Origin of the sequence: Gibbsiella dentisursi (assembly GCF_039539505.1) — a bacterium.
In the GTDB taxonomy this organism is placed as follows: Bacteria; Pseudomonadota; Gammaproteobacteria; order Enterobacterales; family Enterobacteriaceae; genus Gibbsiella; species Gibbsiella quercinecans.
In genome coordinates this window covers 1,596,580-1,609,568 of record NZ_BAABDG010000002.1, presented here as the reverse complement: position 1 = coordinate 1,609,568, position 12,989 = coordinate 1,596,580, and the positions used below count along the sequence as shown (strand labels likewise).

General features: G+C 55.2%; 12 protein-coding genes. 8 read left to right on the top strand and 4 right to left on the bottom strand.

Translation table 11 applies throughout. The annotated features are described in order from the left end of the window. Positions 1 to 1,536 carry a Re/Si-specific NAD(P)(+) transhydrogenase subunit alpha gene (pntA, locus tag ABFX35_RS07805; protein ID WP_279028493.1) on the bottom strand — a complete coding sequence of 512 codons (1,536 nt, stop codon included), beginning with the start codon at positions 1,534 to 1,536 and terminating at the stop codon, positions 1 to 3. 536 nt (positions 1,537 to 2,072) lie between these two features. Between pntA and ydgH the strand changes: the two genes are divergently transcribed. Beyond that, on the top strand, positions 2,073 to 3,023 hold the full coding sequence (ydgH, locus tag ABFX35_RS07800) for a DUF1471 family protein YdgH (RefSeq protein WP_346080151.1): 951 nt from the start codon (positions 2,073 to 2,075) through the stop codon (positions 3,021 to 3,023). A gap of 237 nt (positions 3,024 to 3,260) precedes the next feature. Beyond that, entirely contained in the window at positions 3,261 to 4,652 is a 1,392-nt protein-coding gene (locus ABFX35_RS07795) for an amino acid permease (protein ID WP_346080149.1), read from the top strand. 24 nt (positions 4,653 to 4,676) lie between these two features. Here ABFX35_RS07795 and ABFX35_RS07790 read toward each other — a convergent pair whose 3' ends face one another. Next, entirely contained in the window at positions 4,677 to 5,090 is a 414-nt protein-coding gene (locus ABFX35_RS07790) for a hypothetical protein (RefSeq protein ID WP_346080148.1), read from the bottom strand. A gap of 239 nt (positions 5,091 to 5,329) precedes the next feature. Between ABFX35_RS07790 and folM the strand changes: the two genes are divergently transcribed. The 4 genes from folM (at position 5,330) to ABFX35_RS07770 (ending at position 9,674) form a co-directional block, all read left to right on the top strand. Continuing rightward, a complete protein-coding gene (folM, locus tag ABFX35_RS07785) occupies positions 5,330 to 6,052 on the top strand; it encodes a dihydromonapterin reductase (protein ID WP_279023906.1) in 723 nt (240 codons plus the stop codon). A 65-nt stretch (positions 6,053 to 6,117) separates the two neighbouring features. Beyond that, positions 6,118 to 6,840: a two-component system response regulator RstA gene (gene rstA / locus ABFX35_RS07780; RefSeq protein WP_279023905.1), complete on the top strand. Its 723-nt coding sequence runs from the start codon at positions 6,118 to 6,120 to the stop codon at positions 6,838 to 6,840. Further along, positions 6,840 to 8,144, top strand: coding sequence for a two-component system sensor histidine kinase RstB (gene rstB, locus ABFX35_RS07775; RefSeq protein ID WP_279023904.1), 1,305 nt, complete (start codon positions 6,840 to 6,842; stop codon positions 8,142 to 8,144). The genes rstA and rstB overlap by 1 nt, the downstream gene beginning before the upstream one ends. A 33-nt stretch (positions 8,145 to 8,177) precedes the next feature. Further along, the gene (locus ABFX35_RS07770) at positions 8,178 to 9,674 is read left to right on the top strand and encodes a carboxypeptidase M32 (protein WP_279023903.1); all 1,497 of its coding nucleotides are present in this window, start codon (positions 8,178 to 8,180) and stop codon (positions 9,672 to 9,674) included. Between the two features lie 293 nt (positions 9,675 to 9,967). Here ABFX35_RS07770 and ABFX35_RS07765 read toward each other — a convergent pair whose 3' ends face one another. Beyond that, complete coding sequence (locus ABFX35_RS07765; protein WP_346080146.1) at positions 9,968 to 10,423, bottom strand: hypothetical protein; 456 nt, start codon at positions 10,421 to 10,423, stop codon at positions 9,968 to 9,970. 402 nt (positions 10,424 to 10,825) lie between these two features. Then, the gene (locus tag ABFX35_RS07760) at positions 10,826 to 11,737 is read right to left on the bottom strand and encodes an alpha/beta fold hydrolase (RefSeq protein WP_279023899.1); all 912 of its coding nucleotides are present in this window, start codon (positions 11,735 to 11,737) and stop codon (positions 10,826 to 10,828) included. A gap of 237 nt (positions 11,738 to 11,974) precedes the next feature. Between ABFX35_RS07760 and ydgU the strand changes: the two genes are divergently transcribed. Both ydgU and ABFX35_RS07755 read left to right on the top strand, forming a co-directional pair. Further along, positions 11,975 to 12,055, top strand: a complete 81-nt coding sequence (gene ydgU / locus ABFX35_RS24250) for a small membrane protein YdgU (RefSeq protein ID WP_095848765.1) — start codon at positions 11,975 to 11,977, stop codon at positions 12,053 to 12,055. Positions 12,056 to 12,168: 113 nt separating this feature from the next. Next, positions 12,169 to 12,978, top strand: a complete 810-nt coding sequence (locus tag ABFX35_RS07755) for a trypsin-like serine peptidase (protein WP_346080144.1) — start codon at positions 12,169 to 12,171, stop codon at positions 12,976 to 12,978. Positions 12,979 to 12,989: the final 11 nt, after the last annotated feature.

Genomic DNA, 12,989 nt, shown 5'->3' with positions numbered 1-12,989 from the left:
TTAGTTCTTACGAAACATCTTCAGCATGCGCTGAGTGACGGTGAAACCACCAAAAATATTGATACTGGCGATCAGCACGGCGATGAAGGAGAAGAAGCTCACCCAGCCACCATGGCCAATCTGCAACAGCGCCCCGACGACGATGATCCCCGAGATGGCGTTGGTCACGGACATCAGCGGCGTGTGCAACGCGTGGCTGACGTTCCACACCACGTAGTAACCCACTACGCAGGCCAGCGCGAAGACGGTGAAGTGCGACAGGAACTCTTTCGGCGCCGCATCGGCCAGCCAGCCAAACAGGATGATCGCCAGTGCGATCAGGCCATATTTCAGCGCCGGCGATACCGGTTTTTTCTCTTCTTTGGCCACAGGATCAACAGCTGCCGCCTGCGGTTGTTTCGGCTGGGCGGAGACCTGAATCGGCGGCGCCGGCCAGGTGACTTCGCCGGCACGCACCACGGTAACGCCGCGGATCACGGTATCGTCGAAATCGATGTCAATTTCGCCATTTTTCTCTTTGCAAAGCAGTTTGAGCAGGTTAACCAGGTTAGTGCCATACAGCTGGGAAGATTGCGTCGGCAGGCGGCTGGGCAAATCGGTATAGCCGATGATTTTTACCCCGTGCTCCGTCTCGGTGACTTTATCGGCCACGGTCAGTTCACAGTTGCCGCCGGTCTGCGCGGCCAGATCGACAATCACGCTGCCCGGCTTCATGGAAGCCACCATCTCTTTGGTGATCAGCGTCGGTGCCGGTTTCCCTGGGATCAGCGCGGTGGTGACAATGATGTCCACATCTTTCGCTTGCGCAGCGAACAGTGCCATTTCCGCCTTGATAAAGGCTTCAGACATCACCTTGGCGTAGCCATCGCCACTGCCGGCTTCTTCTTCAAAGTCCAGCTCGAGGAATTCCGCCCCCATGCTTTTGACCTGCTCTTTAACCTCTGGGCGGGTATCAAACGCACGCACGATAGCCCCCAGGCTGCCTGCCGCACCAATCGCCGCCAGCCCGGCCACGCCCGCGCCAATCACCATAACTTTTGCCGGCGGCACTTTGCCTGCGGCGGTAATCTGGCCGGTAAAGAAGCGGCCAAACTCATGGGCGGCTTCAACGATCGCACGATAGCCGGCGATATTGGCCATTGAGCTCAGGGCATCCATGGATTGCGCTCTGGAAATACGCGGCACCGCATCCATTGCCAGCGCAGTGACTTTGCGCGCGGCCAGTTGTTCCATCAATGCCGGGTTTTGCGCTGGCCAGATAAAGCTGACCACGGTTGCGCCCTCACGCATTAATGCAATTTCATCTTCCTGCGGCGCATTCACTTTCAGGATCAAATCCGCCTGCCAAACCTCGGCGGTCTCGGCAATGGCCGCGCCCGCGGCTTCGTAAGCGCTATCCTCAAAACTTGCCAGCTTGCCCGCCCCGCTTTCGATCGTGACGGTAAAGCCCAGTTTCAGCAGTTGTTCCACCGTTTTCGGCGTTGCTGCAACGCGGGCTTCATTGGCCAACCGCTCTTTTGGTACACCAATTCGCATAATATTCCCTTCTCACCTGTATTTGATGATATTTATTATCGTCCTACCCATAGCAATAGCACCGGCACGCATCACCCAGGCGATGCTTGTTTACCGGCGAATTCACGTGCCATCAATAACCTACTGAAATTAAGATTGATGATCCATAATTGCTTACGTCTTGGCGTCAGTTTTTACATAAAAAACCACATAATGATATGACGAATCGCAATTTCTGATAAAAAACCTGTGCCGCACGCCACTTTTCTGCGTGATAACCCTATCGGACCGATAACCTCATGGCCCCGCAGGCGGATGCGTCAAAGGTAAAAGTTGGAAATCTGTAGATAACTAATCTTGATAGAGCCAAACAGTTTATTATTGAAACTTATAACAATTTAAACATCATGACAGGAAAACACCGCAAACCGATTTGTCCAGCGTATGCAACAAAATGCTGAGACAGTTACGGAGGTACATGTAATAATCGGCGGCTGAATACCACTCAACAGTTCAGCACGTTATCAATGTTAATGCGCTAGGCGAAAGGATTTTTTATGAAGCTGAAGACCACGATCATCGCGTCTGCCCTGCTCTCTCTTACCGCTCTGTCTGCTCATGCGGCACAGGAATTAACGCCAGAGAAAGCAGCGGCCATTAAGCCGTTTGATCGCATCACCATTAGCGGCCGCTTCAATGCTATCAATGAAGCCGCCGATGCCGTATCCCGCCGTGCAGATAAACTGGGTGCCGACGCGTTCTACATTCAGGACATCAACAACAGCAACAACGGCGGCAACTGGCGTGTTACTGCGGACATCTACCATAAAGATGCCCCGGCGGTGAGCCAGGAACAAAACTATCGCGAATTTAATGGTGTGAAAGAGCTGCCGAAAACCGAAGCTTATCTGCTTGAACCTTACGATACCGTCAGCGTGAGCGGTTTTTACCGCAGCCAGCCAGACATCAATGACGCCATCTCGCGTAAGGCGAAGGAAAAAGGCGCTTATTCGTTCTTTATCGTGCGCCAGGTTGACGCTAACCAGGGCGGTAACCAGTATGTCACCGCCTATGTTTACAAAGCCGATGCGCCAAAACGCGTCGTGCAAAGCCCTGATGCCATCCCGGCCGATTCAGACGCCGGCCGCGCAGCGCTGGCCGCCGGTGGCGCGGCAGCAGCCAAAGTGGAGATCCCAGGTGTGGCCTCTTCTGGCTCCCCTAGCCGCAACGTAGGCCGTTTCTTCGAAACCCAGTCTTCCACTGGCCAACGCTATACGGTCACCTTGCCGAACGGCACGAAAATTCAGGAAGTGAACAACGTCACGGCGGCGCAAATGCAGCCGTTTGATTCCGTCACCTTCACCGGCCACTTCAACAGCATGACGGATGTTTCCACCGAGGTGGCGAAACGCGCCGCGGCCAAGGGCGCCAAGTACTACCACATTACCCGCCAGTGGCAAAACAAGAGCGGCGGCAACCTGACCGTCAACGCCGATCTCTTCAAATAATCTGCAGCGTCAGCCTCTTCTGCGGGCAGGCCGGTTGGCCTGCCCGTTTTTTTCCGTAATCGAATAATGAATAACTTTTTACCCACCCCGCATATTCAATCATTGCATGCTGTAGCCTCCCACCGTAAAATCTGCGGCAAAAATTAGGGTAATCCTCTTTTTAATTGCGAATGGTTATTACTTTGTTGCAACCATTTAATGCCCCGTAGTTGATTATTCTGCATTCAAGGTCTGTCATTGGAAAAAAAACTTGGTCTTACCGCATTAACCGCACTGGTGCTCAGCTCCATGCTTGGCGCTGGGGTGTTCAGCCTGCCGCAGAACATGGCCGCAATCGCCAGCCCGGCGGCACTGCTGCTGGGCTGGGGGATCACCGGCGTGGGCATTCTGTTCCTGGCGTTCGCCATGCTGTTGCTGACCCGGCTGCGCCCCGATCTGGACGGCGGCATTTTTACCTACGCCAAAGAAGGCTTTGGCGATTTGATCGGTTTTTTCTCTGCCTGGGGTTACTGGTTGTGCGCGGTGATCGCCAACGTGTCTTATCTGGTGATTGTCTTTGCCGCCCTGAGCCTGTTTACCGATCGCAGCGGCGTGGTGATTTTTGGCGACGGGAATACCTGGCAGGCGTTGCTGGGGGAATCCTTGCTGCTATGGATGGTTCATTTGCTCGTGCTGCGCGGCGTACAGACCGCTGCCGGCATTAACCTGGCGGCGACGCTGGCGAAGCTGTTGCCGCTTGGCCTGTTTACCGTGCTGGCTATCTTCGCATTCAGGCTGGATGTATTCACCCTGGATTTTCACGGCGTGGCCCTGGGCAAACCGGTTTGGGAACAGGTCAAAAACACCATGCTGATCACACTGTGGGTGTTTATCGGCGTGGAAGGCGCGGTGGTGGTCTCCGCCAGGGCGCGCCAGAAGAAAGACGTTGGCCGCGCTACCCTGCTTGCCGTGCTGGCGGCGCTGGCGGTTTACCTGCTGATAACGTTGCTCTCTCTGGGCGTAGTGCCGCGGCATGAGCTGGCACAAATGCGCAACCCGTCAATGGCCGGATTGATGGTGACGCTGCTCGGCCCATGGGGCGATATTATTATTGCCGCAGGTTTGGTGGTATCGGTCTGCGGCGCCTACCTGAGCTGGACCATTATGGCGGCGGAAGTCCCGCTATTGGCGGCGCAACACGGCGCTTTCCCCAAAATTTTCCGCCGGCAGAATCGCCACCACGCCCCGGCCGCTTCGCTGTGGCTGACCAATGGCGCAGTGCAGGCCGCACTCTTGCTGATTTGGCTGACCGGCAGCAACTATAACGCATTGCTGACCATCGCTTCCGAGATGATTTTAGTGCCGTATTTTCTGGTGGGCGCGTTCTTATTTAAAATCGCAAGGCAACGCCGGGATAACCGCCTGCTGCTGGTGGCTCTGGGCGCATGCGCCTATGGCCTGTGGTTGTTGTACGCTTCAGGGATAATGCACTTATTGATGTCGGTGCTGTTGTATGCGCCTGGGCTGCTGGTCTTTACCGCCGCCCGCCGCAGCCATCAGGCCGCTGAACTGCTAAACCGGTTGGAGAAAGGCGGGGTTTGCCTGCTGCTGCTGGCTACCGTGCCCGCCGGCTGGTTCTTACTGCATTAGTAAAGCTGGCCGGGCAAGCCCCGGTCAGCCGTCCTGACAATGGGTGATAACGATGCGCTCCCCCACTTGAGCAATCACGATATGCGCAGCGCACTCACGCTGAATGGCCTTCAACTGCCCGGCATCCAACGCGTAAGGCAGTTGAATATCAAAGGCCGACAGCCCTTGTTTCTCCGCCAGATCGATCAGCCGCACAATATTGGTTTCATCGCTGACTTGCGTCGAGACCACCTGCAACGCCAGCTCTTTTAAGCGCTCGTTACGCGTTTGTGCCGCCGCAGCGCCACGCGATTTTAAAACCATGCCAAAAATTGGCATCACGCCATAAATGGCATCGACAAAACGCCAATGCTTCTTGCACGATGCGGACAGAAAATCCATGTAATCAAAACAGATTTTCTCACTGTGCTCGACGGATGCAAGGTGACTGCTGCTCATCCCTTCCTTCCTCTCATGGCCAGTGGATACATCCCTATTGGGGACTCAACGCGAAGCCCTGCCCCAAATAATTAGCGTTGCAGGCCGGCGGCAACCAAACAAACCCCGATGGGCTTACTCAAGTAAGTGATTCGGGAGCCAACACACCTGTAACTTGAAGTATGATGGGTATACCTATTTTCCGCCGTATAATGGCATAATTCCCCTACTGTTTGCCAGCCTGCTCAGGAGCTTTATTAATGGAATCACATCACCCGGCCCCCATACTGATTACTGGCGGCGCCCGCAGGATTGGGCTTGCACTCGCCAGGTCATTTTTACAGCGGGATATTCCGGTGATCATCGCTTACCGCAGCGATTACCCTACGCTGGCGGAATTAAAACAGCTTGGCGCCATTTGTATTCAGGGTGATTTTTCCACTCACGAAGGCATCTACCATTTTGCCGGGCGCGTACAGCAGGCCGCGCCCAAACTGCGAGCGATTATCCATAACGCCAGTGCCTGGCTGGCGGAATCATCCGATATGCCGCCGGAACAGGTTATGGCGGCGATGCTGCAAATCCACGTCTATACGCCCTATCTGCTTAATCAGTTGCTGGAGCAGAACCTGCGCGGCCAGGGGCTGGCCGGCGCGGACATCATCCACCTGACCGACTACGTGGTGGAAAAAGGCAGCGATAAGCATATCGCCTATGCCGCCAGCAAAGCCGCGTTGGACAACATGACGCGCTCATTTGCCCGCAAGCTGGCGCCGGAGGTGAAGGTGAATGCCATCGCCCCTTCGCTGATCCTGTTCAACCCGGGCGATGACGCTGCCTACCGCCAGCAGGCGCTGCAAAAATCGCTGATGAAAATCGCGCCGGGTGAAAATGAGGTGGTCAACCTGGTCGATTATCTGTTGGGCAGTTGCTATGTCACCGGGCGCACCCACGGCGTCGACGGCGGCCGCCCGCTGCGCTAAAGGCATGGCGCAGGCCATAGCGGCGCGTTATGCTGCTTACGGTGTCCCTAACGAAACGACGAATAATGCATAAAATTGTTTTTGTAGAAGACGATCTGGAAGTGGGCAAACTGATCGCTGCCTATTTAGGTAAACACGACATCGATGTGCTGATTGAACCACGCGGTGATACCGCCCAGGCGCGTATTGAGCAAGAACAGCCGGATTTGGTGTTGCTGGATATTATGCTGCCGGGCAAAGACGGTATGACGCTGTGCCGCGATCTGCGCCCGATATTCCCCGGCCCGATTGTGCTGCTCACCTCGCTCGACAGCGATATGAACCATATCTTGTCGCTGGAGATGGGCGCCAATGACTATATTTTGAAAACCACGCCGCCGGCCGTGCTATTGGCCCGTCTGCGGCTGCATCTGCGCCAACACGGCAACCAGCCGAAAGAAGCGCTGACGCAAGCCATTACCCCGCATAACACCCTGCATTTTGGGCTGCTGTGCATCGATCCGACCAACCGGCAGGTGACGCTCGGCGATGAAAATATCACCCTGTCCACATCGGATTTTGATCTGCTGTGGGAGCTTGCCACCCACGCCGGGCAAATCATGGATCGCGAAGCGCTGCTGCAAAACTTGCGTGGCGTGAGCTATGACGGGCAGGATCGCAGCATTGATGTGGCGATCTCACGGCTGCGCCGCAAGCTTTACGATAATGCGCTGGAACCTTTTCGCATCAAAACCGTGCGCAACAAAGGCTATCTGTTCGCACCGAACGCCTGGGATGCGGTGCAGTAATGAAAAAACTTTTCATCCAGTTTTTTCTCCTGCTTTTTGTCTGCTTTCTGGTGATGACCATGCTGGTTGGCTTGGTCTACAAGGTTACCGCCGAACGTGCCGGCCGGCAGTCAATGGACGATCTGATGAAAAGCTCGCTGTATTTGATGCGCAGCGAGCTGCGGGAAATCCCGCTTAAAGACTGGAATAAAACCATCGCCACGCTGGATCTGAACCTGTCTTTCAAACTGCATATTGAGCCGCTGGGCAAACAGGCGCTGAGTGAAGATTTGAAAAAGCGCCTGCGGCAAGGGGAGATTGTCGCGCTCGACGATCAATATACCTTTATGCAGCGCATACCACGCAGCCATTACGTTCTGGTGGTCGGCCCGATCCCTTATCTGTTTTATCTGCACCAGATGCGCCTGCTCGATCTGGCGGTGCTGCTGTTAATCGGCATGTCCCTGGCGCTGCCGGTGTTTCTCTGGATGCGCCCGCACTGGCGCGATTTAATGAAGCTGGAAAACGCCGCGCAGCGCCTGGGCGCCGGGCACCTAGATGAACGCGCCCATTTTGAGCCTACCTCCAGCCTCAGCCGGCTTGGCGTGGCGTTCAACCAAATGGCTGATAACATCAATACCCTGATCGCCAGCAAGAAACAGTTGATTGACGGTATCGCGCACGAGTTGCGCACGCCGTTGGTGCGGCTGCGCTACCGCCTGGCGATGAGTAATAACCTGACGGATGACGAACAACAGGCGCTTAATCGCGATATCGGCCAGTTGGAATCGCTGATCGATGAACTGCTGACTTACGCACGCCTGGATCGCCCGCAGGTGGCGCTGAATATCGGGCCGATTGATTTACCCGCCTGGCTTGAGGATAAAATTGCCGATGTGCGCCTGATCCACCCTGACCGCGAAATTTTGCTGGATATCCCGCATCCGGGCAACTTCGGTGGCGCCGATGTGCGTTTAATGGAACGGGTGCTGGATAATCTGGTCAACAATGCATTGCGCTACTGCCGGCAACGGCTGCGCATTAGCCTGTGGCTGGATGGCGATTTGGCCTGCCTGCAGGTTGAGGACGATGGGCCGGGCATCCCACTGGAAGAGCGTGAACGGGTATTCGAACCCTTTGTTCGCCTTGATCCCAGCCGCGATCGCGCCACCGGCGGTTGCGGGCTGGGCCTGGCCATCGTGCATTCCATTGCCCAGGCATACCAGGGGCAGGTTTTTGTTGAGGGGAGCCCGCTAGGCGGCGCCAGTTTCCGTTTCTGCTGGCCCGTGAAACACCCTCTTGGTTTAACCGCCGAGCCGGTTTAACGCCCGCCGGCCGCAGGCACTTGGGAGCTGACTATGACTGCTGCAACATCTTCATCCGCCTATGGCGAACTTTGTACTCTGTTCACTCGCCTGGCGCGTTTTGATCATCTTTCTGCCATCGCCGGTTGGGATATGCAGACCATGATGCCGCCCGGCGGCAGCAAAGCGCGAGCAGAAGCTTTGGCAGAACTCAGCGTGCTGCGGCACCAGCTTTTGTCGGCACAGACAACCGGCGCCCTGCTCGATCGCGCCTGGCAGGAAACGCTAAGCGATGTTGAGCGCGCCAACCTGGTGGAAATGCGGCGCCAGTATGATAATGCCGTGGTGGTGCCGGCCGATCTGGTGGAGGCCAAATGGCTGGCCGGCGCGCGCTGCGAACATGCCTGGCGTGTGCAGCGCCCGGCCAACGACTGGCAAGGCTTTGCCGAAAACCTGCAGGAGGTGGTGAAACTCAGCCGCCAGGAAGCGCAGATCCGTGCGCAGGCCGCAGGCTGCGGCCGCTATGACGCCCTGCTGGCTATGTTTGAGCCCGGGCTGCGCAGCAGTGAGTTGGATCGTATTTTTGCCGATCTGACCACCTGGCTGCCGGATCTGCTGCAACGGGTGGTCGCTAGGCAGCAGCAGGAAGCGGTTCTGGCGCCGCAGGGGCCATTCGACATTGAGCGCCAGCGCCAATTAGGGCTTAGCGCGATGAAATTGCTCGGCTTCAACTTTGACGCCGGCCGTGTGGACGTTAGCGCACACCCCTTCTGCGGCGGCGTGCCGGAAGACGTTCGGATCACCACCCGCTATAACGAAACGGAATTTCTTACGGCGTTGATGGGCATCGTGCATGAAACCGGCCACGCCCGTTACGAACAGAACCTGCCGCGCGAATGGCTGGGACAACCGATTTCCTCCGCCCGCTCCACCGCCATTCACGAATCACAAAGCCTACTGTTTGAAATGCAGTTGGCGCGCACCGAGGGTTTTCTAAAGCACCTGCGCCCATTAGTGGTTGCACAGTTTGGCGAACAGCCGGCGCTGGCTGAAGACAACTTCATCCGCCTTAACCAGCAGGTAAAACCGGGCTTAATCCGCGTTAACGCCGACGAAGTCAGTTACCCTGCGCACATCATCCTGCGCTATGAAATAGAAAAGGCACTGATTGAAGGCGATATCGAGGTGGCGGATATCCCCGCGTTGTGGAACGAGAAAATGCAGCGCTATCTGGGGCTGGACACCGTTGGCAACTACCGTGACGGCTGTATGCAGGATATTCACTGGACCGATGGCGCCTTTGGTTACTTCCCTACCTATACGCTGGGCGCCATGTACGCGGCACAATTGTTCAATGCCGCACGCCAGGCAATCCCAACGCTGGATAGCGATATCGCCCAGGGTAACCTCACCTCGCTGTTCCATTGGCTGCAACAAAATATCTGGCAACACGGCAGCCGCTACCCGACGGCCGAGTTAATCGGCAACGCCACCGGCGAGCCATTAAATCCACGTTATTTCCGGCAACACCTGGAAAGCCGTTACCTGTAATCAAAGACGGTATTCGCCTCCGTAAATACTCTGCGCTATTACATAGCGCAGAGTATCTGGTGGATTAATTTTTAGGTTCAAGACAATGGCTGAGCATTTCAACGAGGAAAAAGAGCGAGAGTTCAAAAATGTAAGTCTGCAACCATCGTCTTTGTAGCTTAATGACCATTGTCACTTTATGATCATCATCAGCAATAATTAACTTATTTTTTAAAAATGCCATTTGATTTATTTATGCGCATAATAATACCTTATTTCAACATCGGTCATATGCATACATGTAGGGTATAATATCATTTGGTCTGCCACATACGGTATTGCCCCCAAAATCTGATTTCTGTAACATAATCTTGAGGAGTACCATCAGTAATAATATTTAGAGTCTTTCTCATCCCTAAACTCATAACATGGCATTCATTGCTGACTTTTAAGCTATGGGAACCGTTTTCAAGGTATGCCGTCACAAACTGATTTTGACGGAGTAGCGCCACATCTTTATTATCAATAGAAACCAAGAATTTGCACACCCCGCCACTTCCACCACCAATAAATTGCTTCAATCGAGTAATGGTGACTTTTGTTTGTTTCTCTGCTGGGTTTGGAACGACCATCTGTTCGTTTAAAACTTTTTCTGCCGGGCCATATGGTCGGGCACAACCAGCTAATGTTAAAACTGCCAATACTAAAACTATTTTTTTCACATCATCACCTATAGCAAAAATAGCGGCCATAAAGATATGGCTAAACAAGGATTACTACTTAGTAAAATTTAAATCGATTATTTTTAAACCAATCTGTTATTACAAGATGTTAATAGTAGCAGTATTTAAAATCAGAATCACCGCCCAAACTCGCTATATTTAAAATATAGCGCTCTAGTCATATCAAGAGATATAATAAGCATCGAAAGCGTGGAGAGTACTTGCCCGCGAACTTAGTCTATCTGACGAAGTGACAATAAAATCCGCTATTCCGCCAATATATCCCCCCCTACCGTCGTACCTCCCTGGCGGTTGGCGTAGGGATGTTACATAGCGCTATATCGCTGCGTCTTTGCACTACTGCTGCAGATTGCTGGTTGTACTGCCTCTAGATGTATGTTGTAACTAAAATCACTGCCGCATTGCTACTTTCCGTTGGCAATGCCCCCTTTAATCTCCCGCCGCCAGGGCGTGTTTAGCAATCATTTCGGCCAACTGCGGCCGCAGCGGCTGCGGCAAATCATGCCCCATGTCGGCGATAATTTGCAGCCTGGCGTTAGGTATCGCCCGCGCTACTGCCACCCCGCCGGCTTTGCGCACCAGACGATCGGCGCTGCCGTGGATCACCAGCGTCGGCACCTGAATACGCCGGCTATAGCGGCGCAGATCTCCGCTGCCTAACAGGGCCGACAATTGGCGTTGTAACCCCTCGCTATCCACGCCGCGTGCGCAGATGCGCGCCACCATGGCATCCAGCTCGTGCTCATCCATGGGATAGGCTTTACTGGCGATCTTGCGCAGGTGCGCCTTGATGTATGCCTGTTGCTGTTCCGCGCTGCCCACCGCCGGCTTTTTCAACAGCAGGTAAAGCAACGATGGCGAAGGCGGCGGCAATAGTGGCTGATTGGTGCTGGAGAACAGAATACTCAGGCTGCTTACGCGCTGCGGATACTCGGCCGCCAACACCTGGGCGATCATGCCGCCCATAGAGCCACCGAGCACATGGGCGCGCGCAATCTGCAAATAATCCAGCACCTGCACAGCGTCCGCCGCCATGTCCGCCAGCGAATACGGTACCGGCGTCTGCCAGCCGAGCTGGGCACGCAGGATCAAGCGCCACAGCGGCAGGCGCCGCCGGCCCTGCGTTTTGCCCGACAGCCCCACATCGCGGTTATCAAAACGAATAACACGCAGGCCACGCTTAACCAGCGCCCGGCAAAAATCATCCGGCCACAGCAACATTTGGGCGCCGATGCCCATGATCATCAATAACGCCGGCGCATGTTCATCGCCCCAATCCTCATAGGCTATCGGTACGGCGCCGCCGGCCGTCACCCCACTGCGGATAGCTATATCAGTCATGTTCATTCCTGTTATCGGCGGCCCAAGGTGGCCAGTAATACAATCATCATAGCGGGCCCGGCCGGTAAAACCCAGGTTGTACATTGGGTTACATACCGAAACCAATAGTTTACGGAAAGCATTGCGGCCGTTCTTTATGATATCCACTCTGGCGCCGGGCTGAAATACCCGCTGCCGCCAGCGGCCATTGCATCAACCCCCGGTTCACCGGGCGTTTTATTATCGGGGGGCATACCCATGCTGCAGCGTTATCGGTTCGAAATCATATTGGTCATTTTGATCGCCTGTGGCCTGATCGCCTTCTTTTTTTATCTTTAACCCCGTTTGGCGTAATGCCGGAATTGTCGAAAAACCATTGCCGGGCACCCGTGCGCGGGTTAAGTTAGCGCGATGAATTTATGGATGTTCTGTCGTTGTCAGGCAAGAGACTTATGCATAAACCCCTATTGCTGTTGCTGTGCGCGTTTCCACTTTCATTATCCTTATCAGCCCAGGCTGACGAATCGCTCGCCGAGCAAACGCGGCTGTTCTTCGGCAAGGACGACCGCGTCAAAATAACGGAAACCAACACCTTGCCCTGGCAAGCCATCGGCCAGGTTGAAACGGCCAGCGGTAATCTGTGCACCGCAACGCTGATTTCCCCACACCTGGCGCTCACCGCCGGGCACTGCGTGCTGGCGCCGCCCGGCAAGCTGGATAAGGCGATTGCCCTGCGGTTTGTGGTTAATAACGAGCATTGGCGTTACCAGGCCGGGAAGATTGAAACGCTGGTGGACAGAAAGCTGGGGAAAAAACTGCAGCCGGATGGCGAGGGCTGGATTGTGCCGCCGGCCGCGGCGGCCTACGATTTTGCTCTGATCCGCTTGAAAGATCCCAAGCCGTTGCCCATCACCCCACTGCCGTTGTGGCAAGGCGACAGCAAAGCGCTGACCCAGGCGCTAAAAGAGGCCGGGCGGTTGATCACCCAAGCCGGTTACCCGGCCGATCACCTGGGCGATTTGTACAGCCACCAAAACTGTAAAATTACCGGCTGGGCGCAACAGGGCGTGCTGTCACACCAGTGCGATACCCTGCCAGGCGACAGCGGCTCCCCGTTGTTGCTGAAAACCGCAGAAGGCTGGCGGCTGATCGCCATTCAAAGCTCCGCCCCGGCGGCAAAAGACCGCTACCGCGCCGATAACCGAGCGCTGGCGGTAACCGCCATCAGCGATGCCCTGCAGGCACTGGCGGCCAGAAAGTAACGCGGCCGGCT

Coding starts and splice junctions, on each gene's coding strand:
- pntA (WP_279028493.1), bottom strand. CDS start 1,536: ATGCGAATTGGTGTACCAAAAGAGCGGTTGGCCAATGAAGCCCGCGTT.
- ydgH (WP_346080151.1), top strand. CDS start 2,073: ATGAAGCTGAAGACCACGATCATCGCGTCTGCCCTGCTCTCTCTTACC.
- ABFX35_RS07790 (WP_346080148.1), bottom strand. CDS start 5,090: ATGAGCAGCAGTCACCTTGCATCCGTCGAGCACAGTGAGAAAATCTGT.
- folM (WP_279023906.1), top strand. CDS start 5,330: ATGGAATCACATCACCCGGCCCCCATACTGATTACTGGCGGCGCCCGC.
- rstA (WP_279023905.1), top strand. CDS start 6,118: ATGCATAAAATTGTTTTTGTAGAAGACGATCTGGAAGTGGGCAAACTG.
- rstB (WP_279023904.1), top strand. CDS start 6,840: ATGAAAAAACTTTTCATCCAGTTTTTTCTCCTGCTTTTTGTCTGCTTT.
- ABFX35_RS07770 (WP_279023903.1), top strand. CDS start 8,178: ATGACTGCTGCAACATCTTCATCCGCCTATGGCGAACTTTGTACTCTG.
- ABFX35_RS07760 (WP_279023899.1), bottom strand. CDS start 11,737: ATGACTGATATAGCTATCCGCAGTGGGGTGACGGCCGGCGGCGCCGTA.
- ydgU (WP_095848765.1), top strand. CDS start 11,975: ATGCTGCAGCGTTATCGGTTCGAAATCATATTGGTCATTTTGATCGCC.
- ABFX35_RS07755 (WP_346080144.1), top strand. CDS start 12,169: ATGCATAAACCCCTATTGCTGTTGCTGTGCGCGTTTCCACTTTCATTA.